This is a genomic window from Pseudomonas fragariae (ex Marin et al. 2024) (assembly GCF_059621105.1).
In genome coordinates this window covers 1,190,096-1,213,818 of the sequence record NZ_CM184369.1, presented here as the reverse complement: position 1 = coordinate 1,213,818, position 23,723 = coordinate 1,190,096, and the positions used below count along the sequence as shown (strand labels likewise).

Sequence of the window (23,723 nt, the reverse complement as noted above, 5' to 3'; positions counted from 1 at the left end):
GATATCTGTGAATTATCGCGCTCTGCTGGGCATCGGCCTGGTCACTCTGGCAGCCTCCACGCAAGTTCTGGCCGGCGCCACGCTGGATCGCGTGCAGAAAAACAAAGAGCTGGTCAACGTCCTCATGGAAAGTTACCCGCCCTTCTCTTTCCTGAATGACAAGAATGAACTGGACGGCTTCGATGTCGACGTCGCCAAGGCCGTGGCGCAGAAACTGGGCGTCAAGTTGCGCCTCGAAACACCGTCCTGGGACGTGATCGCCGCGGGCCACTGGAGCGGACGTTATGACATCTGCGTCTGCTCGATGACACCGAGCAAGGCCCGCGCCGAAGTGTTCAACTTCCCGGTCGAGTACTACGCCTCGCCTGCAGTGATCGTGGTCAACGCCTCGGATGATCGTATCCATTCGGCCAAGGACCTGAGCGGCAAGAAAGTCGGCCTGACCAGCGCCTCCAGCTACGAAAGTTACCTGAACAAGAACCTGGTCATCGATGGCGCCGAAGACAAGCCCCTGCAGTACCCGTTCGAAGACGTACAGATCGCCCCGTACGACAACGACAACGTGGCCTTTCAAGACCTTGGGCTGGGCGCTGGCAAGCGGCTGGACGCGATACTGACCAATCTGGTGACCGCAAAACCGCGTCTGGATCAGGACAAGCGCTTCAAACTGGCGGGCGAGTCGCTGTATGAGGAACCCAATTCCGTGGCCATCGAAAAAGACGATCCGGAATGGGACGCCAAGGTTCGCGAAGTCTTCGCCGAACTCAAGAGCGACGGCACCCTGAGCAAGCTGTCGCAAAAGTGGATCGGTGCTGACATCAGCAAATGACTTCCTTTCAGCCCCAGCGCCCACCCGAGCAGGCCGAGCAGAGCCTGCTCAAGCGAGTTTTCGGCTTCCGTACGCGGCTTTACCTGACCTGGCTGGTCATGTTCGTGCTGTTCGCCGGCTTCTTCCTGAGCTTCGATCTGAAGCTGTCGATCATCCTCGACAAGCTGCCGAACCTGATCGGGCTGCATCTGGCCCCCAACGGCTTTCTGCAGGGCGCGGCGCTGACATTGTTCGTGTCAGTGTGCTCGATCGTGGTCTCGGTGGTGCTTGGCTTTGTCACGGCACTCGCGCGGCTTTCCAGCAGCGCGGTGGCGTTCGGCATCGCCAGCTTCTACGCCTCGTTCTTTCGTGGCACGCCGCTGCTGATCCAGATCCTGTTGATCTATCTCGGTCTGCCACAACTTGGCATCGTGCCCGGAGCCATCACGGCAGGAGTGATCGCGCTGTCGCTCAACTACGGGGCGTACCTGAGCGAGATTTTCCGTGCCGGTATCATCGGTGTCTCCGTCGGGCAGCGTGAAGCCGCACTGGCCCTGGCGCTGCGCCCGACGCAGATCTTCTGGCGCGTCACCCTGCCCCAGGCCATGCGCACGATCATTCCGCCGACCACCAACCAGTTCATCTCCATGCTCAAGGACTCTTCCCTGATTTCAGTGATGGGCGTCTGGGAAGTGATGTTTCTCGCGCAGTCTTACGGCCGCTCCAGCTATCGATACATCGAAATGCTCACCACTGCGGCGGTGCTGTACTGGATCATGTCGATCGGGCTGGAGTTGTTGCAGTCACGACTGGAGCGGCATTACGGCAAGGCGTATCAGGCGCGCAAATAACTGCAGCGTTCGTCCTCACGCTTTGCGCTCAGTGTTATACGCAAGTCTGTTTTTGATTCTGGCCGAAGGCCGTGGGAGCGAACTTGTTCGCGAAGGGGGTCGTATAATCGCCGAAAATGCATCGCCTAAAACACCGTCTTCGCGAACAAGTTCGCTCCCACGCCCTCTGGGCAGAAGCTCGGAAGCCCGTTATTCCGGGCGCTCTAGGACGTGTGTATAACGACTGAGAGCTCCGCGTGGGAATGCAGTTCCGGACGCTCTGCGTCCAGCTCTGGCAATGCGGAGCATTGGCACGACAGTCAACTGCGGGCTTTTTCGATCAGTTCGATGTATTCGTCAGCGTTGCGCTGATCCTTGATCAGGGCGATGAAGTCGTTGCCGTGCTCGTCCTTGCCATCGAAGTCATGGCCCGCTTCCTTGAAGAACACCAGAAAGCGTTCGAAATCGTTGATGCGCAGCCCACGATAAGCCTTGATCAGCTTGTGCAGCGACGGCGAGGTAGCATCATACGGCTCGAAGTCGAGGAACAGTTTGATCTGCTCATCGCCGATCTCATCGCCAATCAACTGCTTCTTATCTTTACGCATTACAGGCTCCAGCAGGTCGCAGACACTTTCACGGGCGGGCAGTTTACCCTCCGGCGAGCGCCGCGCTCAACGCGCACGTGCAGAGGTGGTGTGCAGATCAGCCCAGATGTGCCCATTGGCATAACTGAGGAACTGACAATAGACCTTCTCGTTGCGCAGCAAGTCCACCAGCACGCGGTACTGGGACAGCGGGTAATACAGCGTCAACGTGCGCGATGGCTCATCATAGGTCGGCTTTTTAAGGCTTTTGCTATCACCGCCATCGAAGTGCACGAGCACCTGGGAGATGGATGCGCCCTTGTTCAGCGACTTGCCCTTGAGGCGCAGCGACAAGGGCGAGGTGACCGGAATCGGCTGCTGACTCGACTGCCGCTGGTTACCGGCAACGATGGTGTACTCGGTGACCCGCATCAACTGTTGCTGCTCGGGCACACCATCGCGCAGGCTCAGGTCGTCAGGCGGCAGGTATTGATCGTGCATGGGGCTGGCCGATACCGGCGCAGCAGGTGCGGCAACGGCCAGACCAGACAACAGCACCAACGCCACGGCGCCGGGAATCAGTAGCTTCATTGAGGGTTTCCATATAATTGCCAATCGACGACCGCCCCTGTTCGCAGAAGCGGCCGTCAGAATGCCTTACATCCCTTTGACCGCATAGATACCGGCAGCATTACGCCAGTAACCTTTGTAGTCCATACCGAAGCCGAAGATATAACGGTCGATGCACGGCAGGCCGACGTAATCGGCTTTCAGGTCCGGGCGAGCCTTGCGGTCGTGGTCCTTGTCGATCAGCACGGCCGTGTGCACAGCGCGGGCACCGGCGTGTTTACAGAAGTCGATGATGGCGCCCAGGGTGTGGCCTTCATCGAGGATGTCGTCGATGATCAGCACGTCACGGTCCATGAACGAGACTTCCGGCTTGGCTTTCCAGAACAGATCGCCGCCGGTGGTTTCGTTGCGATAACGCGTCGCGTGCAGGTAGGACGCTTCCAGCGGAAAGTTCAGATGGGTGAGCAGCTTGCCGGAGAAAATCAGGCCGCCATTCATGACGCAGAACACGACAGGATTGCGCTCGGCCAGTTCGGCATTGATCTGCGCGCCGACGCGGGCAATGGCCGCATCCACTTCGGCCTCGGTGTACAGGCAGTCAGCTTCGCGCATGACTTGACGGATATGCTCGAGATCAGCGGACATGACGCTCTCCAGGTAAGGCAGTTTGAGAAAAGCGGGCAAAGGTACGCATCCGTTCAAGCCAGAGCAAGTGATTCTGGACTAACGTTGCGAGTGTCTTGCAAAAGCCGCGAACGTCGAAGCTTCGAGACGATACTGCACGCGCTTTAAGACAGTAACAGCTGAATAGATTAACCTAGACCGATTTTTGCCCCGCTGGAGCCTTTCCCCATGCCCATTCGTGAGATCCGTCACCCACTGATCCGCCACAAGCTCGGCCTTATGCGCCGCGCCGACATCAGCACCAAGAATTTCCGCGAGCTGGCTCAGGAAGTCGGCGCGCTGCTGACCTATGAAGCCACCGCCGACCTGACGCTGGAAAACTACGACATTCAAGGCTGGGCCGGTACGGTGTCAGTCGAGAAGATCGCGGGCAAGAAAATCACTGTCGTGCCGATTCTGCGCGCCGGTATCGGCATGCTGGACGGCGTGCTCAGCCTGATCCCGGGCGCCAAGGTCAGCGCAGTCGGCGTGGCTCGCAACGAAGAAACCCTGCAGGCGCACACCTACCTGGAAAAACTGGTCCCGGAAATCGACGAGCGCCTGGCAATGATCATCGACCCGATGCTGGCCACCGGCAGCTCGATGGTCGCCACCATTGATCTGCTGAAAAAGGCCGGCTGCAAGGAAATCCGCGCCATGGTTCTGGTCGCGGCGCCCGAAGGCATCGCTGCCGTAGAGAAGGCGCACCCGGACGTGATGATCTACACCGCTTCCATCGATGAGCGCCTGAACGAACACGGCTACATCATTCCGGGCCTGGGCGATGCCGGTGACAAGATTTTCGGCACCAAACAGAAGGACGCGTAACCCGATGACGCAGCAGGAGTTCAACGATCCACTGTGGCGCACGATTTTATCCGGCGCGCAAATGCTCTTCGTGGCCTTTGGCGCGCTGGTGCTGATGCCGCTGATCACCGGGCTCGATCCGAACGTGGCGCTGTTCACCGCAGGCCTGGGCACGCTGCTGTTCCAGATCGTCACCGGGCGTCAGGTGCCGGTCTTTCTGGCCTCGAGCTTTGCCTTCATCACCCCGATCATCCTCGCCAAGGGCCAGTTCGGTCTGGCCGCGACCATGGGCGGCGTCATGGCGGCAGGCTTTGTGTATACCTTTCTCGGTCTGGCGGTGAAGATCAAGGGCACCGGTTTCATTGATCGCCTGCTGCCTCCCGTGGTGATCGGGCCGGTCATCATCTCCATCGGCCTGGCCATGGCCCCGATTGCAGCCAACATGGCGATGGGCAAGTCCGGCGATGGCGTGCAGTTGATTCCTTATCAGACCGCCATGCTGATTTCGATGCCCGCCTTGCTGACCACGCTGATCGTGGCGGTGTTCGGCAAAGGCATTTTCCGTCTGGTGCCGATCATCTCCGGCGTGCTGGTGGGCTTCGCGCTGTCGTTCTACTTTGGTGTGGTCGATACCAAAAAAATCGCTGACGCCGCCTGGCTGGCCTTGCCGCACTTCACTGCACCGGAATTCAACTGGCAGGCGATTCTGTTCATTGTTCCGGTGGCCCTGGCCCCGGCCATCGAGCACATCGGCGGCGTGATTGCAGTCGGCAGTGTGACCGGACGCGATTACCTGAAAAAGCCGGGCCTGCACCGCACGCTGTTCGGCGACGGCATCGCTACCACCGCTGCCGGTCTGTTCGGCGGCCCGCCCAATACCACCTACGCCGAAGTGACGGGCGCGGTGATGCTGACCAAGAACTACAACCCGCAGATCATGATCTGGGCATCGTTCTTTGCCATCACGCTGGCGTTCATTGGCAAGTTCGGCGCGTTGCTGCAGAGCATTCCGGTGCCGGTAATGGGCGGCATTCTGTGCCTGCTGTTCGGTTCGATTGCTGCGGTGGGCATGAACACCCTGATCCGCCACAAGATCGACCTGGCCGAAGCGCGCAATCTGGTGATCGTCTCGGTCACCCTGGTATTCGGGATCGGCGGCGTATTGATCGGCACCGGCAACGGCCCGAACGATTTCGGCCTGAAGGGCATTGCCCTGTGCGCCGTGACCGCCATCGCCCTGAACCTGATCCTGCCGGGCAATGACAGCTGGAAGAACAAGCAAATGGATGATCAGTTGCCGTAATCCTGCCCGGAGTGGGCTTGACCATCGTGCCACCGCTCCGCGTTGGCACGCAGTTCTGGACGCTCTGCGTCCGATCCTGAATGTGCGGTGCAGCGCAGATTTGTGACGCGGAGCGTCACGAAATGCATTCCTACGCGGAGCGTAGGAACGATCATCACCACCCTGGCGTTCGCAGCACTACAACATCAACGGCGCACGCTCGCACAGTCTGTTCAGCTCTTTCGCCCAGTTGGGGTCGTCGTTCAGGCAAGGGATCAGGATCAGTTCCTCTCCCCCCGCTTCCTTGAACTGCTCGGCACCGCGATCACCGATCTCTTCCAGCGTTTCAATGCAATCAGCCACGAACGCCGGGCACATGACCAGCAGCTTCTTCACACCTTTCGCCGCCAGTTCGTCCAGATGCGCTTCGGTGTAGGGTTCGATCCACTTGGCACGCCCCAGACGTGACTGGAACGACACCGACCATTTGCCGTCAGCAATGCCCATACGTTTGGCGAATGCCGCCGCCGACTGTATGCACTGCGCGCGATAGCAGGTGGCGAGCACTTCGGCGGGGGCGGTCATGCAGCAGTCGTCCTTCAGGCAATGCTTGCCGGTCGGGTCGAGCTTGTGCAGATGCCGCTCGGGAAGACCGTGAAAGCTCAGCAGCAAATGGTCGTAAGGCTGCTCCAGATGCGGCCGCACGCTTTCCACCAGCGCACTCAGGTACTCGGGCTGATCGTAGAACGGCTGCAGCACCGAGAACTGCATTTTCAACGATTTGGCGCGCACCACACGTTTGGCTTCTTCAATGACCGTGGTCACCGTGCTGTCGGCGAACTGCGGATACAGCGGCGCCAGGGTGACCTTCTTGAAGCCCTGCTCTGCCAGGCGCGTCAGCACGGTTTCGATGGACGGCTCGCCATAACGCATGGCCAGCTCGACCGGCCCGTGCGACCACTCCTTTTTCATCGCCTGCTGCAGACGCTTGCTCAGCACCACCAGAGGCGAACCTTCATCCCACCAGATGGACGCATAGGCGTGTGCGGACTGCTCTGGCCGTTTGATCAGAATCAGCGAGACCAACAGCCTGCGCACTGGCCACGGCAGGTCGATCACATAAGGATCCATCAGGAACTGGTTCAGATAGCTGCGCACGTCTGCCACTTGAGTAGAGGCAGGCGAACCCAGATTGACCAGCAACAAAGCGTGATCGGTCATGCAACATCCTATTCATTTCAACAGCGTTCAGTGGCGACCCAGCAAATCCTGCAGGGCGGTGTCGAGTTCGGTGTACTTGAATGTAAAACCAGCTTCCTGCAAACGCTCCGGCCGCGCACGCTGACCACCGAGCAGCAATACCGAAAGCTCACCCAGCAATACCTTCAGGGCCAGCGCAGGCATCGGCATGAACGCCGGTCGGTGCAGAATGCCGGCCAGGGTCTTGGCAAACTGACGATTGCGCACCGGTGAAGGCGCGCAAACATTATAAGGACCCTTTGCTTCATTCAGATTTAACAAAAAATCAATTGCGGCGATTTGATCCTGGAGGTGAACCCACGGCATCCACTGCCTGCCGTTACCGATCGGCCCGCCCATGCCGAATTTGAAAGGGGGCAACAGACGCTGCAGAAAACCGGCGCGATCGGACAGCACCAGCCCCGTGCGTATCAGCACCACCCGCACACCCAGCGCCTCGGCACGTTGCGCGGTTTCTTCCCAGGCATTGCACAGCTGGCTGGCAAAGTCTTCCTTGGCAGGCAGCGAGGTTTCGTCGATTTCGCGCTCGCCACTGTCGCCGTACCAACCGACTGCGGAACCGGAAATCATCAGCGCAGGTTTTTGCGTGCGAGTGCCCAGCCATTTCAGCAGTTGCTCGGTCAGGCCGACGCGACTCTCCCACAGCAACAGACGGCGCTTGCGGGTCCAGGGACGATCCGCAATGGGCGCGCCTGCCAGATTGATGATTGCATCCACCGGCTGCGTGCCCAGCTCATCAAGGCTGGCAATGCCACGCACTGAGGGGCCGCACAGCTCGACGACATCGGCGGGTGTTCGGCTCCATACCGTCAATTCATGGCCTTGAGCAGACCAGAAACGGCAGAGCGCTCGTCCTATCAAACCAGTACCACCGGTCAGCAATATGTGCATGGCAGATAACCTCGCGTGGCGTAGGTGACAATTGAGTAGTCTTATTTTTACCAGTGACGCTGTCCGTGACGTTGGTCCGGAAAACGAAACTGTCAGCTGAACCATAGGCCACAGCAGAATGAAGCGCAGCCTCGAGGCCTTCGCCCGAGTCGCTGAACCGTTCGACCTTGCCAGTGGCAGTGTGACTCAATCGCTAAATTGCAAAACCACTGCAAGTTATACCAAACAAGAAGATTGTACAGGTTTTAACTACGGCGTAGTCTGTACAGACAAGGTAACGAGGCCCCTATGACTGTCCCTATCGCAATCATCGGTACCGGTATCGCCGGACTCTCAGCAGCCCAGGCGCTTACAGCCGCCGGGCATCAGGTGCACCTTTTCGACAAGAGCCGCGGCAGCGGCGGTCGTATGTCCAGCAAGCGCAGCGACGCAGGTTCGCTGGACATGGGCGCACAGTATTTCACCGCCCGTGACCGGCGCTTTGCCACTGCAGTCAAGCAGTGGCAAACCCAGGGCCACGTCGCCGAGTGGACACCCTCGCTCTACAACTTTCATGGCGGCAGACTCAGCCCTTCACCGGATGAGCAAGTGCGCTGGGTGGGTACGCCTGGCATGAGCGCTATCACCCGGGCGATGCGCGGCGATCTGCCAGTGTCGTTCTCGTGCCGGATCACTGAAGTGTTTCGCGGCGAACAACACTGGAACCTGCTGGATGCCGAAGGCGAAAGCCACGGCCCTTTCAGCCATGTGATCATCGCCACCCCGGCCCCTCAGGCCACTGCCCTGCTGGCTGCCGCGCCGAAACTGGCAAGCGTCGTGGCAGGCGTGAAGATGGACCCGACCTGGGCTGTGGCGCTGGCCTTCGAAACCCCGTTGCAGACGCCCATGCAGGGTTGCTTCGTGCAGGACAGCCCGCTGGACTGGCTGGCCCGCAACCGCAGCAAACCCGGGCGCGACGCCACGCTCGATACCTGGGTACTGCACGCCACCAGCCAGTGGAGCCAGCAGAATATCGACGCCTCCAGAGAACAGGTGACCGAACAGTTGCACGGCGCCTTCGCGGAATTGATCGATTGCACCATGCCCGCGCCAGTGTTCAGCCTCGCCCACCGCTGGCTGTATGCACGGCCTGCCGGCTCTCACGAATGGGGCGCCCTGTCGGATGCCGATCTGGGCATTTACGTGTGCGGCGACTGGTGCCTGTCCGGACGCGTGGAAGGCGCATGGCTGAGTGGTCAGGAAGCCGCGCGTCGATTGCTGGAACACGTGCAATGAATCAGATCAACCCGCGCAAGCTGCTGCTGTCGAAATGGACAGCAGCCACCCCGCTCAACCGGGAAAAACACTTTCTGGTCACCGAGCTGTTCAAGGACGAAGAAGGCACCGTCCTGGAAATAGAGCTGCAGGCCGTGCTGACCCAGCGCAGCGAGCGACTGCCGTGGCAAGTGCTGCAACAGTCAGATACATGGCGGATGGGCTGGAAGTAGCTGGAATCAGCCCTTACCGCCCTCTACAAAGAATTTGACTTGTACAGTTACACCCCTATGATGAAGACAAGTTGTACAGCATGAACTATCTGTACAAGGCTTCTGTAGAGGTGACTGATACCCATGCCCGCAATCGAAAAACCCAAACTCGGCATCAGTGCCTGCCTGATGGGTGCCGAGGTTCGCTTCAATGGCGGACATAAGGAATCTCATCTGTGTACGCAGGCGTTGAGCAAGTACTTCGATTTCGTCCAGGCGTGTCCTGAAGTCGCTATCGGCATGGGCATCCCGCGCGAGCCGATCAGGCTGGTGGGCGACGCAGAAAATCCCAAGGCGCTTGGCACGGTCAATCGTGACCTGGACGTTACCCAGGCCCTGGCGGATTACGGCATACAGATGGCCGCTGAGCTCGGCGATATCTGCGGCTACATTTTCATGCAGAAATCCCCGTCATGCGGCCTGGAGCGGGTCAAGGTCTACCGCGAAAACGGCGCCCCGGTCGATGGCGGCGGTCGCGGGATCTATGCGCAGGCCTTTTGCGAACGTCACCCCGATCTGCCCGTCGAGGAAGACGGCCGGCTCAACGATGCCGTGCTGCGCGAAAACTTCGTCACCCGCGTGTTTGCCTACGCGGCCTGGCAACAGTTGCTGAAAGAAGGCGTCACCCGGCGCGCCCTGACCGAATTCCACTCGCGCTACAAATACCAGCTGATGGCCAACGACCCGGTGCAATACAAGGCGTTGGGCAAGATGCTCGGCAGCATGGGCCGCACCGACCCGAACGAAATCGCGCCGCTGTACTTCAGCCAATTGATGGCAGCCTTGAAAAAGTGCGCCACGCGCAGCACTCACACCAACGTCCTGCAGCACCTGTGTGGTTATTTGAAACAAACCATTACCAGTGAAGACAAGCAGGAAATCCAGCAGGTCATCGCCCAGTATCACCAGGGCATCGTGCCCCTGATCGTGCCGCTGACGCTGCTCAAGCATCATTTTCGCCAACATCCGGACCCGTATGTGGCGCTGCAGGTGTACATGCAGCCCCACCCGGAAAACCTCAGCCTGCGCAATGCGATTTGACTCATGAATGAAACAGACACAGAGGTGCCGGGCGACTGGTTGCCGATCCGCGAGGTTGCACGGCAGACAGGCGTCAACGCCGTCACCCTGCGAGCCTGGGAGCGTCGTTACGGGCTGATCGTCCCGCACCGCACCGCCAAAGGTCATCGGCTGTATTCGGACGAGCATGTGCAGCGCGTCATGAAGATTCTGACTTGGCTCAACCGCGGTGTGTCGGTCAGTCAGGTCAAGGGGCTGATCGATGACAATCGCCAGGACGCCCTGCCGCCGACCAACGACTGGGACGCATTGCGTCAGACCTTGCTGGTCGCGATCGGCGAGCTGGCCGAACGCCGGGTCGATGACGTGTTCAATCAGGCGATGTCGCTGTACCCGCCGCGCACGCTGTGTGAGCAGTTGCTGCTGCCGCTGCTGGCCGAGCTGGAACAGCGCTGGCAAGGCAAGTTCGGCGCGCAACTGGAGCGCACGTTTTTCTACTCCTGGCTGCGCAGCAAGTTTGGCGCACGCATCTACCACAACAATCGTCAGCTCAATGGCAGCCCGTTGCTGCTGGTCAATCAGTCCGATCTGCCGCTGGAACCGCACCTGTGGCTGGCGGCCTGGCTGGTGAGCAGCGCCGATTGCCCGGTCGAGGTGTTCGACTGGCCGTTGCCGGTCGGCGAGCTGGCGCTGGCAGCCGAATACCTGAAGCCACGCGGCATAGTGCTGTATTCCAGCAAGTCGCTGAACGTGCTCCATCTGCCCCGATTGCTGGCCAATATCACCTGCCCTGTCGTGCTGGGCGGACCAACGGTGCAGATCCATAATGCCGAGTTGCTCGTACAGGCCAAGGAGATATCTGGACTGACCCTTGCCCACGACGTACTCAGCGCTCAGATCGAGCTGGGCAAGCTCGGACTTATCTAAGGACTTCTCATGCAACTGATCTGGCTGCGCAGCGACCTGCGCGCTCAAGACAACACTGCCCTGACCGCCGCCATGGAGCGCGGTCCGACGCTGGCGGTCTACCTGCTCAGTCCTGCGCAGTGGCGCAGCCATGACGATGCCGACTGCAAGGTAGACTTCTGGCTGCGCAATCTGGTCGAGCTCGAGAAGGCGCTGGGCGAGTTGAATGTTCCCTTGCTGATCCGCGAGGCGGATACCTGGGATCAGGCGCCTGAAGTGCTGGCAACACTGTGCACACAGTTCAAGGTCGAGGGCCTGCACCTCAATCAGGAATACGGCATCAACGAAACCCGCCGCGACCAGGCGGTGCAGAAGGCAATGGGAAAAGCCGGTGTGCACTTCAACAGCTACCTCGATCAGCTGTTATTCAAGCCCGGCAGCATCCTGACCAAGACCGGCAACTATTTTCAGGTATTCACCCAGTTCAAGAAGGTCTGCTACACCCGACTGCACGAGGCCATGCCGCACCCGGTGCGCACCCCGCAAGCGCAGGCGGCACAGTCGATGAAAAGCGATGTGGTTCCCGAGCAGGTCAAGGGCTTTGCCACGCCCTCGAAAGCCTTGCGTGACCTGTGGCCGGCCGGTGAGGCGGAAGCCAGACGGCGCATGGACGCCTTCGCCGACGAGCAGATCAGCTACTACAAGACCGAACGCGACTTTCCGGCCAAGCCTGGCACCAGCCAGTTGTCGGCCTATCTGGCGGCCGGGGTGATTTCGCCGCGCCAGTGCTTGCACGCAGCCCTGGCCAGCAATCAGGGTGAGTTCGAGACTGGCGACGTGGGCACCGTGACCTGGATCAACGAGCTATTATGGCGAGAGTTCTATAAACACACGCTGGTCGGCTACCCACGCGTCTCGCGTCATCGCGCCTTTCGCCCGGAAACCGAGGCGTTGAAGTGGCGCGATGCCCCAGAAGAACTGCGCGCCTGGCAAGAAGCGCGGACCGGGCTGCCAATCATTGACGCAGCGATGCGCCAGTTGCTGGAAACCGGATGGATGCACAATCGGCTAAGGATGGTCGTTGCGATGTTTCTCACCAAAAATCTTCTGATCGACTGGCGTGAGGGCGAGCGCTTTTTCATGCGCCACCTGATCGACGGTGATCTGGCGTCCAACAACGGCGGCTGGCAGTGGAGCTCGTCCACTGGTACCGACTCGGCGCCCTACTTCCGTATTTTCAATCCACTGTCGCAGTCGGAACGCTTCGACCCCGAGGGCGTGTTCATCAAGCGCTGGCTGCCGGAACTGGCGGATATGAATAAAAAGCAGATTCACGACCCGTCGTTAATCGGTGACCTGTTTGGCGCTGCCGACTACCCGAAACCCATCGTCGACCTGAGCAAGAGCCGCGCCCGCGCCCTGGCAGCGTTCAAGGCGCTCCCGGCTCGACAGCCGGCCGCAGGAGTCGAACATGGCTGATTTCCTGCATCGCTTCGCCGAGGGTTTTGCCGCGCTGAACAAGGACAACCTTGACCAGGTTGCCGAGCTGTACAGCGAAGATGTGTCGTTCAGCGACCCGATGCACGATATCCATGGCCTTGCCGCCATGCGCCGCTATTTCGGCGAGCTGTACGCCAACGTCCAGGACCTGCATTTCGACTTCCACGCCTTCGACGAGGTGCGCCCCGGCGAGGGCTATCTGGTCTGGACCATGAGTTATTCGCACCCGCGTCTGGCCGCCGGCCGGACGATTCGGGTAGAAGGCTGTTCGCACCTGAAGTGGCGCGACAAGGTTTATCGACACCGGGACTATTTCGATGCCGGTGCATTGCTCTACGAACATCTGCCCATCATGGGTCGAGTCATCCATTGGTTGAAGAAGAGGTTGGGATGAGCACTCCTGTTGCACGACGCATCTGGTTGACCGGAGCAAGCAGCGGCATTGGCCTGGCGCTGGCCAAAGAACTGCTCAACGCCGGTCACCGGCTGGCGCTGACCGCCCGCACGCTTGAGCCATTGCAGAACCTTGCGAACGTTTATCCCACGCAGGTGCTGCTGGTGACCGGTGACATCACCGACCCCGAGCAAGTCAAGGCGATTGCCGACGACATCGCCCGGCAATGGGGAGCCCTGGACACGGCCATCTTCAACGCGGGCACCTGCGAATACATCGACGCCCGACAGTTTGAAGCGGCCATGGTCGAACGCGTGGTACGCACCAACCTGCTGGCCAGCAGTTACTGCATCGAGCACGCGTTGCCGCTGCTGCGCAAAGGTCATCAGCCGCACCTGGTCGGCGTGGCCAGTGCGGTGACCTACCTGGCCCTGCCCCGCGCCGAAGCCTACGGCGCGTCGAAAGCCGGCCTGCGTTATCTGCTCGAAGCGCTGCGCCTGGACCTGGCCAGCGAAAACATCGACGTGACAGTGGTCAGCCCCGGGTTCGTCGACACGCCGCTGACGCAGAAAAATGATTTCCCCATGCCCATGCGCTGGCCTGTCGAGAAGGCAGCCAAACATATCGCCAGCAAACTGGGGCGCAACAAACGTCCGCTGGATATCGCCTTTCCGGCGCTGTTCATCTTCAGCATGAGCTTACTGGCCCTGCTCCCGGCACGCGCCCGACTGGCCCTCGGCAAACGCATGGCGCGCAGCGAATCGTCGAATAAGGACGCGCAATGAAGATCGCAGTCATTGGCAGCGGGATTTCTGGCCTGACCAGTGCCTACCTGCTCAACCGCGCGCATGAGGTGACCGTGTTCGAGTCTTCGGACTGGATCGGCGGGCATACTCACACGGTGGATGTGCAGGTCGAAGGCCGCGCCTACGCGATCGACACCGGTTTCATTGTCTTCAACGACTGGACCTACCCCAATTTCATTCGCCTGCTAGGCCAGCTGGGTGTCGGCTTCCAGCCTGCGGAAATGAGTTTTTCGGTACATGATCCGCGTACTGGCGTGGAATATAACGGCAACAACCTCAACAGCCTGTTCGCCCAGCGCAGCAACCTGCTGTCGCCGCGGTTCTGGGGCATGCTGCGCGATATCCTGCGCTTCAATCGTCAATCGGTCGATGATCTGGAAAACCAGCGCATCGCGGCAGACACCACGCTGGGCGAGTACCTGAAGAACGGCGGTTATGGCCAGCGCTTCATCGATCATTACATCGTGCCCATGGGCGCGGCGATCTGGTCGATGTCGCTGGCCGACATGCTCGGCTTCCCGCTGCAGTTCTTCGTGCGCTTTTTCAAGAATCACGGCCTGCTCTCAGTCACTCATCGGCCGCAATGGTGCGTGATCGAAGGCGGTTCCAGAAGTTATGTGGAACCGCTGACAGCCTCGTTCCGCGAGCGCATTCGTCTGTCCTGCCCGGTCACACGTGTCGAGCGTGACAGCGAAGGTGTGACGCTGCACAGCGCCATGGGCAGCGAACGTTTCGACAAGGTGGTGTTTGCCTGTCACAGCGATCAGGCCCTGGCCCTGCTGGCACAGCCATCGAGTGCCGAGCAGTCGATTCTCGGCGCCCTGCGCTATGCCGAAAACGATGTGGTGCTGCACACCGACACGCGACTGCTGCCCAAGCGCAAACTGGCCTGGGCGAGCTGGAACTATCGCCTGGGCGGCGGCGAACAGCAGTCGGCCGCCGTCACCTATGACATGAACATTCTGCAAGGGATCGAGAGCGACACGACGTTCTGCGTCAGCCTCAACCAGACTGCGGCCATCGACCCGGCCAAAATCCTTGGCCGCTACCGCTATGCCCATCCGCAATACAGCCTCGATGCGATCGCTGCACAGGCGCGCTGGGAGGAAATCAACGGTGTCGATCACACCTGGTACTGCGGCGCCTACTGGGCCAATGGCTTTCACGAAGACGGCGTGGTCAGCGGCCTGCGTGTCGCCCAGGCCTTTGGTGAAACGCTGTGAACAGCGCCCTTTACAGTGGCTGGATCAGCCACCGGCGGTTTGCACCGCGCGCCCATGAGTTCACCTATCGGATAGGCCTGCTCTATCTGGATCTGGATGAACAGGACAGCGTGCTGGGGCTCTCCCCACTGGCAGGCCGGGGGCGTTTTGCGCCGTTCTCGTTTCGTGAGCGAGACTATTTGCCAGAGCTGACCGGGCAAGGACTGACGCTCATCGAGGCGGTCCGCGAGCGGGTCGGCACAGCGTTGGGGCGCATTCCCTCGGGTCGCGTCTGCCTGCTGACCCAGGCACGCAGCTGGGGCCTTTCGTTCAACCCGGTGAGTTTTTTCTACTGCCACGAGGCTGACGGCACACTGGCCGGCATTCTGTGTGAAGCGACCAATACCCCGTGGGGCGAGCGCTACAGCTATGTGCTGCCCGCCACCGGCGAAGGCCATCAGCATTTCGCCGTGGCCAAGGCCTTTCATGTTTCACCGTTTCTGCCACGTGATCTCGAGTACCGCATGAGCTTCAGCCAGCCCGCCGAACGGATCGGTGTACACATGGCTGACTGGCAAGGCGAGCTGAAGATGTTTGATGCCACGCTCAATCTGACTCGCCAGAACCTCAACCGCAAGACGCTGCATCGCTATCTGATCGCTTATCCATGGATGACCGCGAAAACCTGTCTGGCCATTTATTGGCAGGCCATGCGCCTGTTGGTCAAACGCATACCCATCTTTTCCCATCAGGCCGCTGACGGCGAGTACCGTGCTGCCGCCGCGCAATCCAAGGACTCACTCCATGAAAAGCAGTAGCAGTAGTTTTTCTGCCAATCTGGGCACCAATGGTTTGACTGCCAACCTCCTGCGCCGAGGCGTGCTGCGGCAACTCGCCGGACTGCGCAACGGCCAGTTGGTGATTGTCGAACGGGGTGAGCGCCATGTGTTCGGCAAGAACGGCGCGCTGATTCAGGCTGAAATCCACCTTCTCGATTCGGCAGCCTGGGGCATGGTCGCCAGTAACGGTTCCATCGGTGCGGGCGAGGCCTTCATTCATGGCTACTGGACGACACCAGACCTGACGGCGGTGATCAGGGTGTTTGTCAGCAATCTGGATGTGCTGGATGCGATGGAGGGCGGAATGGCGCGCCTGACCCGCCCGCTGATTCACGCGTTGCACTGGCTCAACCGCAATACACGCGAAGGCTCGCAGAAAAACATCGCGGCCCACTACGACCTGGGCAACACGCTGTTCGAGCAGTTTCTCGACCCGACCATGATGTACTCAGCCGCACAGTTCCTCAGCGAAGACGACACGCTGGAACAGGCGCAGTTGAACAAGCTCGAGCGCATCTGTCAGAAACTCGCCCTGAAACCCACCGATCACCTGCTGGAAATCGGCACCGGCTGGGGCAGCATGGCTATTTACGCAGCGCAGCACTACGGCTGCCGGGTGACCACTACGACCCTGTCCAAGGAACAGTTCGCCTACACCGAGCGACGGCTGATCGAACTGGGCCTGAAGGATCGCGTGACACTGCTGCTGACCGACTACCGGGATCTGACCGGCGAGTACGACAAGCTGGTGTCCATCGAGATGATCGAAGCGGTCGGCCATCGCTTTCTGCCCACCTACTTCAAGCAATGCGCGAACCTGCTGAAAAGCAATGGCATGATGCTGCTGCAGGCGATCACCATCCGCGAACAGCGTTACGCACAGGCCAAGCGCACCGTGGACTTCATCCAGCGTTACATTTTCCCCGGTGGCGCCCTGCCCTCGGTGGCGAAGATGCTCGACATCGTCGGCAGCGATACCGACATGAACCTGCTGCACATGGAAGATTTCGGCTTGCACTACGCGCGCACCCTGCGCCTGTGGCACGACAACTTCAAAAACGCCCACGGCAAACTCGCCGAGCTGGGTTACGACGAGCATTTCCTGCGCCTGTGGGAGTTTTACCTGTGCTACTGCGAAGGCGGCTTCCTGGAGCGGACCATCGGCACCGCGCAACTGCTGCTCGCCAAGCCCGAAGCGCTGCGCGAACCGCTGCTTGGGCGCTTCAATGCGTAAATCCATTGCCAACGCGCTGTTGTTTCAGATCGGCTGGTTCGCCTGCGTACTGGGCGGCAACAGCTTCTGGCTGCTGATCGCCGTGGGCGTGCTGGCGGTGCATTTTCTGTGGATCAGCTCATGGGCAGCGGAAGGCCGGCTGATTCTGACGGTGACCTTGATCGGTATCGTGCTGGACAGTACCTTGATGACACTCGGCGTTTTTGATTTCGGCACGGGCGGCTACCTCTTGCCGTTGTGGCTGGCGCTGTTGTGGGCGGTGCTGGGCACCACGCTCAATCATTGCCTGGCCTGGACGGCGAAGCCGCTATGGCGTGCAGTCGTGCTGGGCGCTATTGGCGGCCCGATGTCGTACTATGCCGGCTCGCAACTGGCCCAGGTCCACCTTCCCCTCGGAGTGTGGCCAGGCATGCTGGTGCTGGGGCTGGTCTGGGCGGGTATATTTCCCCTGCTGCAATGGCTGGCAGCCCGCGCCGCCAGACACTCGGGAGAAACGCTCTGAACGCTACACTCATTCCGCTCGCCGAGGTCCACGGCGAACCGGCAGTCACTTGTTCGACCTGCGCAGCCTGCTGCTGCCAACTGGAAGTGATGCTGATCACCGACACGGGCGTGCCTGAGCGTTACATCGATACCGATGAGTGGGGTGGCGAGGTCATGTTGCGCCTGGATGACGGCTGGTGCGCTGCGCTGGATCGCAACACGATGATGTGCACGATCTACGAGAAACGCCCGTTGATCTGTCGTGAATTCGAAGCGGGTGCGGAAGACTGCCTGAACGAACGCAAAGGGATTGCGACGGCTTATCTTTGATTCATCACTATCGTCCCCACGCGCTGTGCTAAGCGTTATACACAAATCTGTTCTTGATTCTGGCCGAAGGCCGTAGGAGCGGACCGGGCGACGCTTCGCTTGTTCGCGAAGGCGTCAGTTCAGACGAAGTATTTTCGGTGAATATACCGGCCCTTTCGCGAACAAGTTCGCTCCTACGCCCTGCGGGCAGAAGCCTGAAAGCGCCGTCACCCGGGCTCTTCTGCGGGGGGGGGGGATGGTCCGGAGCGGAGCGTCACGAAATGCATGCCAACGCGGGGCGCTGGCATGAGAGGCAGCTGTTTTATCAGAACGGCATCTTGTAGTGCAGTGCGTAGCTTTCTATACCATCGTTCGGCTCTTTGATGCCGGCGTTGGAGTAGTGGGTCGCCCGGATACCGACTTCATGCCCGCCCGCGAAGCGCAGACCGAAACCGATACGGTCTTCGAAGTTGAAGGCAGAACCGAACTTGCGATCTTCAACCTGAGTGTTGGAGAACACCGAGACGCCGATACCGGCTTCTACGTATGGCTTGACGTTGCCGTTGCCGAACTCGTAGACCAGAACCGGGGAGAACGACAGGCTGTGGTTATCCTTGTAGTCCTTGCCATCCCAGTAGGTGTAAGCGCCATCCCAATAGCCGGTCAGACGGCCGATGTCGCTTTGCAGCCAGGTTTTATCCCAATCAAACTGCACGCCCAGACGATAAGTCATGGTCGACTCGCCGGTCTGACCGACCGAAAACTCAACACCATCAGCCTGCGCGATTGAAGCTTGCCCTGCCAAAGCGGCCGCAATCACGGCCAGGCAAAAGAGTCTCTTCATGAGAAACGTCCTAAATATATTAAATTGTACGAAAAGTGTTGGAATTCATCAGCCGCTTTTATAGAAGCCGCGGAGGCGACGTAAGTTCACCCCAAAAGCGCTTTTTTTCACGTTTTTTTTACAAACGGAAGCTTCTCACATTGCCGACGTTTTGCGACAAAAAAGGTAGGATTTTTCTGAAATTGTCCGGTATGTCACTAGACCAATACACAGTGTCTCGGGCGACACCACTGGCAAGCAGGCCGGACCGCGCCAAAAGACGCTGCAGCTGCCGCGCCACTGCGGCTCCGGTATCGATCAGGGTGACCGATTCGGGGAGCATTTCGCGCAGCAATGGCTTGAGAAACGGGTAATGAGTACAGCCCAGAATGATCGTGTCACAGCGCGCTGCCAGCAACGGCTCGACATAATGCTGCAGCAATTGACGGATTTGCGGACTGACCAGGTCGCCGGTTTCGATCAGTTCGACCAGCCCGGGGCACGGCTGGGTCACGACCCGCACATCGTTGGCAAAACGGTCCAGCAAGGCCGCAAAGCGGGCGCTTTGTAGCGTTCCGGTAGTCGCCAGCACGCCGACAACGCCGCTGCGGGTCGCCTCGGCAGCCGGTTTGACCGCTGGTTCCATACCGACAATCGGCCAGTCCGGGTAGCGCTGACGTATATGCGACACACCTGCGGCAGTAGCCGTGTTGCAGGCGACGACCAGCGCCTTGGCCCCCTGCTCGCGGAAAAACCCGGCAATCGTCAGGCATCGCTCGATGATGAATTCGGGAGTCTTTTCACCGTAGGGAATGTGCCCGCAGTCCGCCAGATACAGCAGCGACTCGCTGGGCAACAGCTGGCGGATTTCATTGAGCACCGACAGACCACCGACCCCGGAATCGAAGATTCCGACCGGTGCATCGCCGCCATGGCTCATATGCACGTCACGCATGCTCGCCCTGCACACTGGCCGGACCACAGACGCTGCACGCCGGGTCACGCTTGACCTTCAGTTCACGGAAACGCGTGCTCAAGGCGTCGATCAATAACAGTCGACCGACCATGGGTTCGCCAAAGCCGGCCAGCAGTTTCAACGCCTCCAGCGCTTGCAGGCTGCCAACCAGGCCGACCAGCGGCCCGATGACACCGGCCTCGCTGCAGGTCAGTTCGGCTTCGCTGCCATGCCCGTACAGACAATGGTAACAAGGGCTGTCCGCACGACGCGGGTCGAACACCGACAACTGCCCTTCAAGCCGAATGGCCGCACCACTGACCAACGGCTTGCCGGCAGCGACACAGGCGGCATTGACCGCTTCGCGAGTGGCAAAATTATCCGAGCAATCGAGCACCAGATCGACAGCCTGTACCGCCGCATCCAGTGAGTCGGTATCCAGCGCTGTACGATGAGCGACAAGGGTGATCTCGGGATTGATCGCATTGAGCCGGGTGATGGCCGAATCTACCTTGGCCTGCCCGATGCTCTGAGTGTCGTGGATGATCTGGCGTTGCAGGTTGGTCAGGTCGACGTGATCGAAATCCGCCAGATGCAGCTCACCAACCCCAGCGGCGGCCAGATACAGGGCCACCGGCGAGCCAAGCCCGCCGACGCCCACGACCAGCGCACGACTTTGCTTGAGTCTTAGCTGGCCATTGATATCAACATGTTGCAGCAGAATCTGGCGACTGTAGCGCAGCAGCTCCTGATCACTCAGCACAGCTTGCATCCGAACGTGATGCGCTCATGCTCGCCCAGATCACGGCGCGTCTGAATACGCTCGAAGCCTTGGCGAATCAGCAGCTCACGCACCGCAGGTCCCTGATCGTAGCCGTGCTCCAGCAGCAGCCAGCCATCCGCATTTAGATGTGCAGGCGCCTGTTCGATGATCGTGCGCAAGTCATCCAGCCCGTCGGAACCGGCCACCAGCGCACTGCTCGGCTCAAAACGCACGTCGCCAGCCGACAGATGCGGATCTGCGTCAGAGATGTACGGCGGGTTGCTGATGATCAGGTCGAACTGTCGACCTTGCAGGCCACCGAACCAGTGGCTTTCAAAGACTTCGGCGTTGTTCAGTTGCAAGCGCTGCCGGTTACGCTCAGCCAAGGCGACGGCCTCTGGCACACGGTCAACCGCGGTGACCTTCCATTGCTGGCGGTCGTTGGCCAGCGCCAGCGCAATTGCGCCGGTGCCGGTGCCGAGGTCCAGCACCTGAGCGGGTGCGAAGGCAGGCACCAGTTCCAGTGCCGCCTCGACCAGCATTTCGGTTTCGGGGCGCGGGATCAACGTGTGTGGGGCGACTTCCAGATCCAGCTTCCAGAAGCCCTGCTGGCCGAGGATGTAAGCGACCGGCTCGCCCTTGCTGCGGCGCTCCATGTAGCCGGCGAATGCCACGGCGGCTTCGGTGCTGACGATGCGTTCGGGCCAGGTGTGCAGAAAACTGCGTGGTTTGCCCAGCGCCGCCGCCAGCAGCAGCTCGGCATCAAGCCGTGCAGTCGGTGAATCGGGAAGCTCGGCGCTTCTGAGTACACTTGCGATGATGGTCATTTACTCACCCAGTGCCGCAAGTTGATCAGCCTGATATTCAGCGAGTAGCGGCTCTATCACTGCATCGACCCCGCCCGCCAGAACTTCATCCAGCGAATACAGAGTCAGGTTCACGCGGTGATCCGTCACTCGCCCCTGAGGGAAGTTATACGTACGTATGCGCTCGGACCGATCGCCCGAGCCGACCAGCAGCTTGCGCTCGCTGGCAATGGCATTGGCCGCCGCGCTGGTCTGCTGATCATTCAGTTTGGCAGATAGCCAGGACATTGCCCGGGCTCTGTTCTTGTGCTGCGAACGCTCTTCCTGGCACTCGACGACAATACCCGACGGCAAGTGGGTGATGCGGATCGCCGAGTCGGTTTTATTGACGTGCTGTCCACCAGCGCCCGAAGAGCGGTAGGTATCGACACGCAGGTCGGCAGGGTTGATCTCGATCGCCTGCTGCTCGTCAGGCTCCGGCAACACCGCAACCGTACAGGCTGAGGTATGGATGCGGCCCTGGGATTCGGTCTCCGGAACACGCTGCACACGGTGCGCACCGGACTCGAATTTCAGCTTGCCGTAGACGCTTTCCCCCTCGACACGTGCAATGACTTCCTTGTAGCCGCCATGCTCGCCTTCGTTTTCGGAAAGAATCTCGACGCGCCAGCCACGCCGCTCGGCGTAACGCGAATACATGCGGAACAGGTCGCCGGAGAAGATCGCCGCTTCATCGCCACCGGTGCCTGCGCGGATTTCCAGAAACACGTTACGACCGTCGTTCGGGTCCTTCGGCAACAGCATGCGCTGCAATTGCGCTTCCAGCTCGACCAGTTGCTGTTTGGTTTCGCGAACTTCCTCGACGGCCATTTCGCGCATGTCCGGATCGCTGTCCTTGAGCAGCGCCTGTGCGCCCTCCAGGTCGCCCTGCACCCTGAGCAACTGCGCGTAGAGCGCAACGACTGGCTCCACTTCAGCGTATTCACGGGAATAGGCGCGAAAGCGTGTCTGGTCGCTGATGACTTCCGCGTCGCCGAGCAGCGCGGTCAGTTCCTCGAAACGGTCGCTGAGCACATCCAGCTTATTGAGCAGTGAAGCTTTCATTGCGGGGGTTTATCCGTCGAGCCCTCACCGAGGGCAAAAAGTTCCTGGGCCATGGCCAGCGCATCGACGCGACCTTCGGCAGACAGCTTCTTGAGCTGCACGCTGGGTGCATGCAGCAATTTGTTGGTCAGACCACGTGCCAGCTGGATCAGTACGTCCTCGGCATTGCTGCCGTTGGCCAGCATACGTTGCGCCTTGCTCAGCTCTTCGTCACGCAGCCGTTCGCTTTGCTGACGATAGGCACGCAGCACGTCGACTGCGGCCAGTTCGCGCAGGCGCGACATGAAGTCCTCGGCACCCACGCTGACCAGCTGCTCGGCGGCCAGCGCCGCGCCCTGGCGGCTCTTGAGATTTTCTGCCACCACTTCATGCAGGTCATCAACGCTGTACAGGTAAACATCGTCCAGCTCGCCGACTTCAGGCTCGATATCCCGCGGTACGGCGATATCGACCATGAAAATCGGTTTGTGCTTGCGCAGCTTCAACGCGCTTTCCACGGCGCCCTTGCCCAGAATCGGCAACTGGCTGGCGGTGGAGCTGATCACGATATCGCTGTTGACCAGTTCCGCCGGGATGTCCGACAACAGCACCGCGTGCGCACCGAACTCGGCGGCAAGCATGCTGGCGCGTTCCAGCGTGCGGTTGGCGACCACGATACGCTTGACGCCCAGATCATGCAGATGCCGGGCGACCAGAGTAATGGTCTCGCCTGCACCGATCAACAAGGCCTGGCTGCGTTGCAGGTCACTGAAAATCTGTTTCGCCAGGCTGACTGCAGCAAAGGCCACAGAGACCGGGTTTTCGCCAATGGCAGTGTCGGTACGTACCTGTTTGGCAGCGCTGAACGTCGCCTGAAACAGTCGACCAAGCAACGGCCCGACCGTGCCGGCTTCGCGGGCAACCGCGTAGGCGGACTTCATCTGACCGAGAATCTGCGGCTCGCCAAGCACCAGCGAATCGAGCCCCGAGGCGACACGCATCATGTGCCGCACGGCAGCGTCATCTTCGTGCACGTAAGCACTGGCACGCAATTCTTCAAGACTGAGGTGATGATAATTGGCCAGCCAGGCAAGAATACTGTCCGCGCCAAGGTGCTCGTGTTCGATGTACAACTCGCTGCGGTTGCAGGTAGAAAGGATCGCAGCCTCGCGGCTTTCCGTCAGTTGGCAGAGCTGCTGCAATGCCTCGACCAGCTGTTCCGGGGTAAATGCCACACGCTCGCGAACGTCGACCGAGGCGGTCTTATGGTTGATACCGAGTGCAAGGAAGGCCATTCAGGGTCGCAGGTGGTGACGTGAAGCCGGTAATTGTCCTACTTCGATAAGCTCAGAACAACCACCACATATTATTGTCCC

At 60.1% G+C, this 23,723-nt stretch carries 27 protein-coding genes; 16 read left to right on the top strand and 11 right to left on the bottom strand.

Annotation, left to right across the window (positions count from 1 at the left end; translation table 11 throughout):
- The first annotated feature begins 7 nt into the window (after positions 1–7).
- Both AC54XV_RS05490 and AC54XV_RS05485 read left to right on the top strand, forming a co-directional pair.
- Complete coding sequence (locus tag AC54XV_RS05490; protein WP_004406910.1) at positions 8–829, top strand: ABC transporter substrate-binding protein; 822 nt, start codon at positions 8–10, stop codon at positions 827–829.
- Positions 826–1,659, top strand: a complete 834-nt coding sequence (locus tag AC54XV_RS05485) for an amino acid ABC transporter permease (protein WP_057458246.1) — start codon at positions 826–828, stop codon at positions 1,657–1,659. The genes AC54XV_RS05490 and AC54XV_RS05485 overlap by 4 nt, the downstream gene beginning before the upstream one ends.
- 299 nt (positions 1,660–1,958) lie before the next feature.
- On the opposite strand, the gene AC54XV_RS05480 is transcribed toward AC54XV_RS05485, so the two are convergent.
- From AC54XV_RS05480 to AC54XV_RS05470, 3 genes are all read right to left on the bottom strand, one after another.
- Positions 1,959–2,246 carry a PA4642 family protein gene (locus tag AC54XV_RS05480; protein ID WP_004406914.1) on the bottom strand — a complete coding sequence of 96 codons (288 nt, stop codon included), beginning with the start codon at positions 2,244–2,246 and terminating at the stop codon, positions 1,959–1,961.
- Between the two features lie 66 nt (positions 2,247–2,312).
- Entirely contained in the window at positions 2,313–2,816 is a 504-nt protein-coding gene (locus AC54XV_RS05475; protein WP_004406917.1) for a hypothetical protein, read from the bottom strand.
- Between the two features lie 66 nt (positions 2,817–2,882).
- Positions 2,883–3,440 (bottom strand): hypoxanthine-guanine phosphoribosyltransferase, encoded by a 558-nt coding sequence (locus tag AC54XV_RS05470; RefSeq protein WP_003318214.1) that lies wholly within the window; start codon positions 3,438–3,440, stop codon positions 2,883–2,885.
- 207 nt (positions 3,441–3,647) lie between these two features.
- Between AC54XV_RS05470 and upp the strand changes: the two genes are divergently transcribed.
- Together upp and AC54XV_RS05460 are read left to right on the top strand one after the other, a co-directional pair.
- Positions 3,648–4,286 carry a uracil phosphoribosyltransferase gene (gene upp / locus AC54XV_RS05465; RefSeq protein WP_002552170.1) on the top strand — a complete coding sequence of 213 codons (639 nt, stop codon included), beginning with the start codon at positions 3,648–3,650 and terminating at the stop codon, positions 4,284–4,286.
- Positions 4,287–4,290: 4 nt separating this feature from the next.
- Positions 4,291–5,568, top strand: a complete 1,278-nt coding sequence (locus AC54XV_RS05460; protein WP_024652621.1) for a uracil-xanthine permease family protein — start codon at positions 4,291–4,293, stop codon at positions 5,566–5,568.
- A gap of 177 nt (positions 5,569–5,745) precedes the next feature.
- Here AC54XV_RS05460 and hemH read toward each other — a convergent pair whose 3' ends face one another.
- Both hemH and AC54XV_RS05450 read right to left on the bottom strand, forming a co-directional pair.
- Positions 5,746–6,768 (bottom strand): ferrochelatase, encoded by a 1,023-nt coding sequence (hemH, locus tag AC54XV_RS05455; RefSeq protein WP_004406934.1) that lies wholly within the window; start codon positions 6,766–6,768, stop codon positions 5,746–5,748.
- A 27-nt stretch (positions 6,769–6,795) separates the two neighbouring features.
- Positions 6,796–7,698, bottom strand: coding sequence for a TIGR01777 family oxidoreductase (locus AC54XV_RS05450; protein WP_024640147.1), 903 nt, complete (start codon positions 7,696–7,698; stop codon positions 6,796–6,798).
- 288 nt (positions 7,699–7,986) lie between these two features.
- Here AC54XV_RS05450 and AC54XV_RS05445 point away from each other — a divergent pair, with 288 nt between their 5' ends.
- The 12 genes from AC54XV_RS05445 (at position 7,987) to AC54XV_RS05390 (ending at position 17,938) form a co-directional block, all read left to right on the top strand.
- Positions 7,987–8,973, top strand: coding sequence for an NAD(P)/FAD-dependent oxidoreductase (locus AC54XV_RS05445; protein ID WP_011266745.1), 987 nt, complete (start codon positions 7,987–7,989; stop codon positions 8,971–8,973).
- Positions 8,970–9,185: a TIGR02450 family Trp-rich protein gene (locus AC54XV_RS05440; protein ID WP_004406940.1), complete on the top strand. Its 216-nt coding sequence runs from the start codon at positions 8,970–8,972 to the stop codon at positions 9,183–9,185. The genes AC54XV_RS05445 and AC54XV_RS05440 overlap by 4 nt, the downstream gene beginning before the upstream one ends.
- Before the next feature lie 123 nt (positions 9,186–9,308).
- On the top strand, positions 9,309–10,265 hold the full coding sequence (locus tag AC54XV_RS05435) for a YbgA family protein (RefSeq protein WP_004406942.1): 957 nt from the start codon (positions 9,309–9,311) through the stop codon (positions 10,263–10,265).
- A 3-nt stretch (positions 10,266–10,268) separates the two neighbouring features.
- The gene (locus tag AC54XV_RS05430) at positions 10,269–11,171 is read left to right on the top strand and encodes a MerR family transcriptional regulator (protein ID WP_011266744.1); all 903 of its coding nucleotides are present in this window, start codon (positions 10,269–10,271) and stop codon (positions 11,169–11,171) included.
- Between the two features lie 9 nt (positions 11,172–11,180).
- On the top strand, positions 11,181–12,629 hold the full coding sequence (gene phrB, locus AC54XV_RS05425) for a deoxyribodipyrimidine photo-lyase (RefSeq protein ID WP_058398339.1): 1,449 nt from the start codon (positions 11,181–11,183) through the stop codon (positions 12,627–12,629).
- Complete coding sequence (locus AC54XV_RS05420) at positions 12,622–13,044, top strand: nuclear transport factor 2 family protein (protein WP_024641571.1); 423 nt, start codon at positions 12,622–12,624, stop codon at positions 13,042–13,044. The genes phrB and AC54XV_RS05420 overlap by 8 nt, the downstream gene beginning before the upstream one ends.
- Entirely contained in the window at positions 13,041–13,829 is a 789-nt protein-coding gene (locus AC54XV_RS05415; RefSeq protein WP_004406947.1) for an SDR family NAD(P)-dependent oxidoreductase, read from the top strand. The genes AC54XV_RS05420 and AC54XV_RS05415 overlap by 4 nt, the downstream gene beginning before the upstream one ends.
- Positions 13,826–15,073: an NAD(P)/FAD-dependent oxidoreductase gene (locus AC54XV_RS05410; protein ID WP_024640153.1), complete on the top strand. Its 1,248-nt coding sequence runs from the start codon at positions 13,826–13,828 to the stop codon at positions 15,071–15,073. Before AC54XV_RS05415 ends, AC54XV_RS05410 begins: the two co-directional genes overlap by 4 nt.
- Positions 15,070–15,870, top strand: a complete 801-nt coding sequence (locus AC54XV_RS05405) for a DUF1365 domain-containing protein (RefSeq protein WP_496718095.1) — start codon at positions 15,070–15,072, stop codon at positions 15,868–15,870. The genes AC54XV_RS05410 and AC54XV_RS05405 overlap by 4 nt, the downstream gene beginning before the upstream one ends.
- A complete protein-coding gene (locus tag AC54XV_RS05400) occupies positions 15,857–17,125 on the top strand; it encodes an SAM-dependent methyltransferase (RefSeq protein WP_058398337.1) in 1,269 nt (422 codons plus the stop codon). Before AC54XV_RS05405 ends, AC54XV_RS05400 begins: the two co-directional genes overlap by 14 nt.
- Positions 17,118–17,627 (top strand): DUF2878 domain-containing protein, encoded by a 510-nt coding sequence (locus AC54XV_RS05395; protein ID WP_096134979.1) that lies wholly within the window; start codon positions 17,118–17,120, stop codon positions 17,625–17,627. The genes AC54XV_RS05400 and AC54XV_RS05395 overlap by 8 nt, the downstream gene beginning before the upstream one ends.
- On the top strand, positions 17,582–17,938 hold the full coding sequence (locus AC54XV_RS05390; protein WP_046722219.1) for a YkgJ family cysteine cluster protein: 357 nt from the start codon (positions 17,582–17,584) through the stop codon (positions 17,936–17,938). The genes AC54XV_RS05395 and AC54XV_RS05390 overlap by 46 nt, the downstream gene beginning before the upstream one ends.
- Before the next feature lie 304 nt (positions 17,939–18,242).
- Here AC54XV_RS05390 and AC54XV_RS05385 read toward each other — a convergent pair whose 3' ends face one another.
- The 6 genes from AC54XV_RS05385 to hemA all read right to left on the bottom strand — a co-directional run bounded on the left by AC54XV_RS05385 (position 18,243) and on the right by hemA (position 23,642).
- Positions 18,243–18,761, bottom strand: a complete 519-nt coding sequence (locus tag AC54XV_RS05385) for an acyloxyacyl hydrolase (RefSeq protein WP_002552154.1) — start codon at positions 18,759–18,761, stop codon at positions 18,243–18,245.
- Between the two features lie 118 nt (positions 18,762–18,879).
- The gene (gene murI / locus AC54XV_RS05380; protein ID WP_032656221.1) at positions 18,880–19,695 is read right to left on the bottom strand and encodes a glutamate racemase; all 816 of its coding nucleotides are present in this window, start codon (positions 19,693–19,695) and stop codon (positions 18,880–18,882) included.
- Positions 19,688–20,458, bottom strand: a complete 771-nt coding sequence (locus AC54XV_RS05375) for a molybdopterin-synthase adenylyltransferase MoeB (protein ID WP_496718093.1) — start codon at positions 20,456–20,458, stop codon at positions 19,688–19,690. Before AC54XV_RS05375 ends, murI begins: the two co-directional genes overlap by 8 nt.
- Positions 20,452–21,285, bottom strand: a complete 834-nt coding sequence (gene prmC / locus AC54XV_RS05370) for a peptide chain release factor N(5)-glutamine methyltransferase (protein ID WP_103754088.1) — start codon at positions 21,283–21,285, stop codon at positions 20,452–20,454. The genes AC54XV_RS05375 and prmC overlap by 7 nt, the downstream gene beginning before the upstream one ends.
- Positions 21,286–22,368 carry a peptide chain release factor 1 gene (gene prfA / locus AC54XV_RS05365; RefSeq protein ID WP_010430223.1) on the bottom strand — a complete coding sequence of 361 codons (1,083 nt, stop codon included), beginning with the start codon at positions 22,366–22,368 and terminating at the stop codon, positions 21,286–21,288. It lies immediately after the preceding gene.
- Complete coding sequence (hemA, locus tag AC54XV_RS05360; protein WP_003404937.1) at positions 22,365–23,642, bottom strand: glutamyl-tRNA reductase; 1,278 nt, start codon at positions 23,640–23,642, stop codon at positions 22,365–22,367. Before hemA ends, prfA begins: the two co-directional genes overlap by 4 nt.
- Between the last annotated feature and the right edge of the window lie 81 nt (positions 23,643–23,723).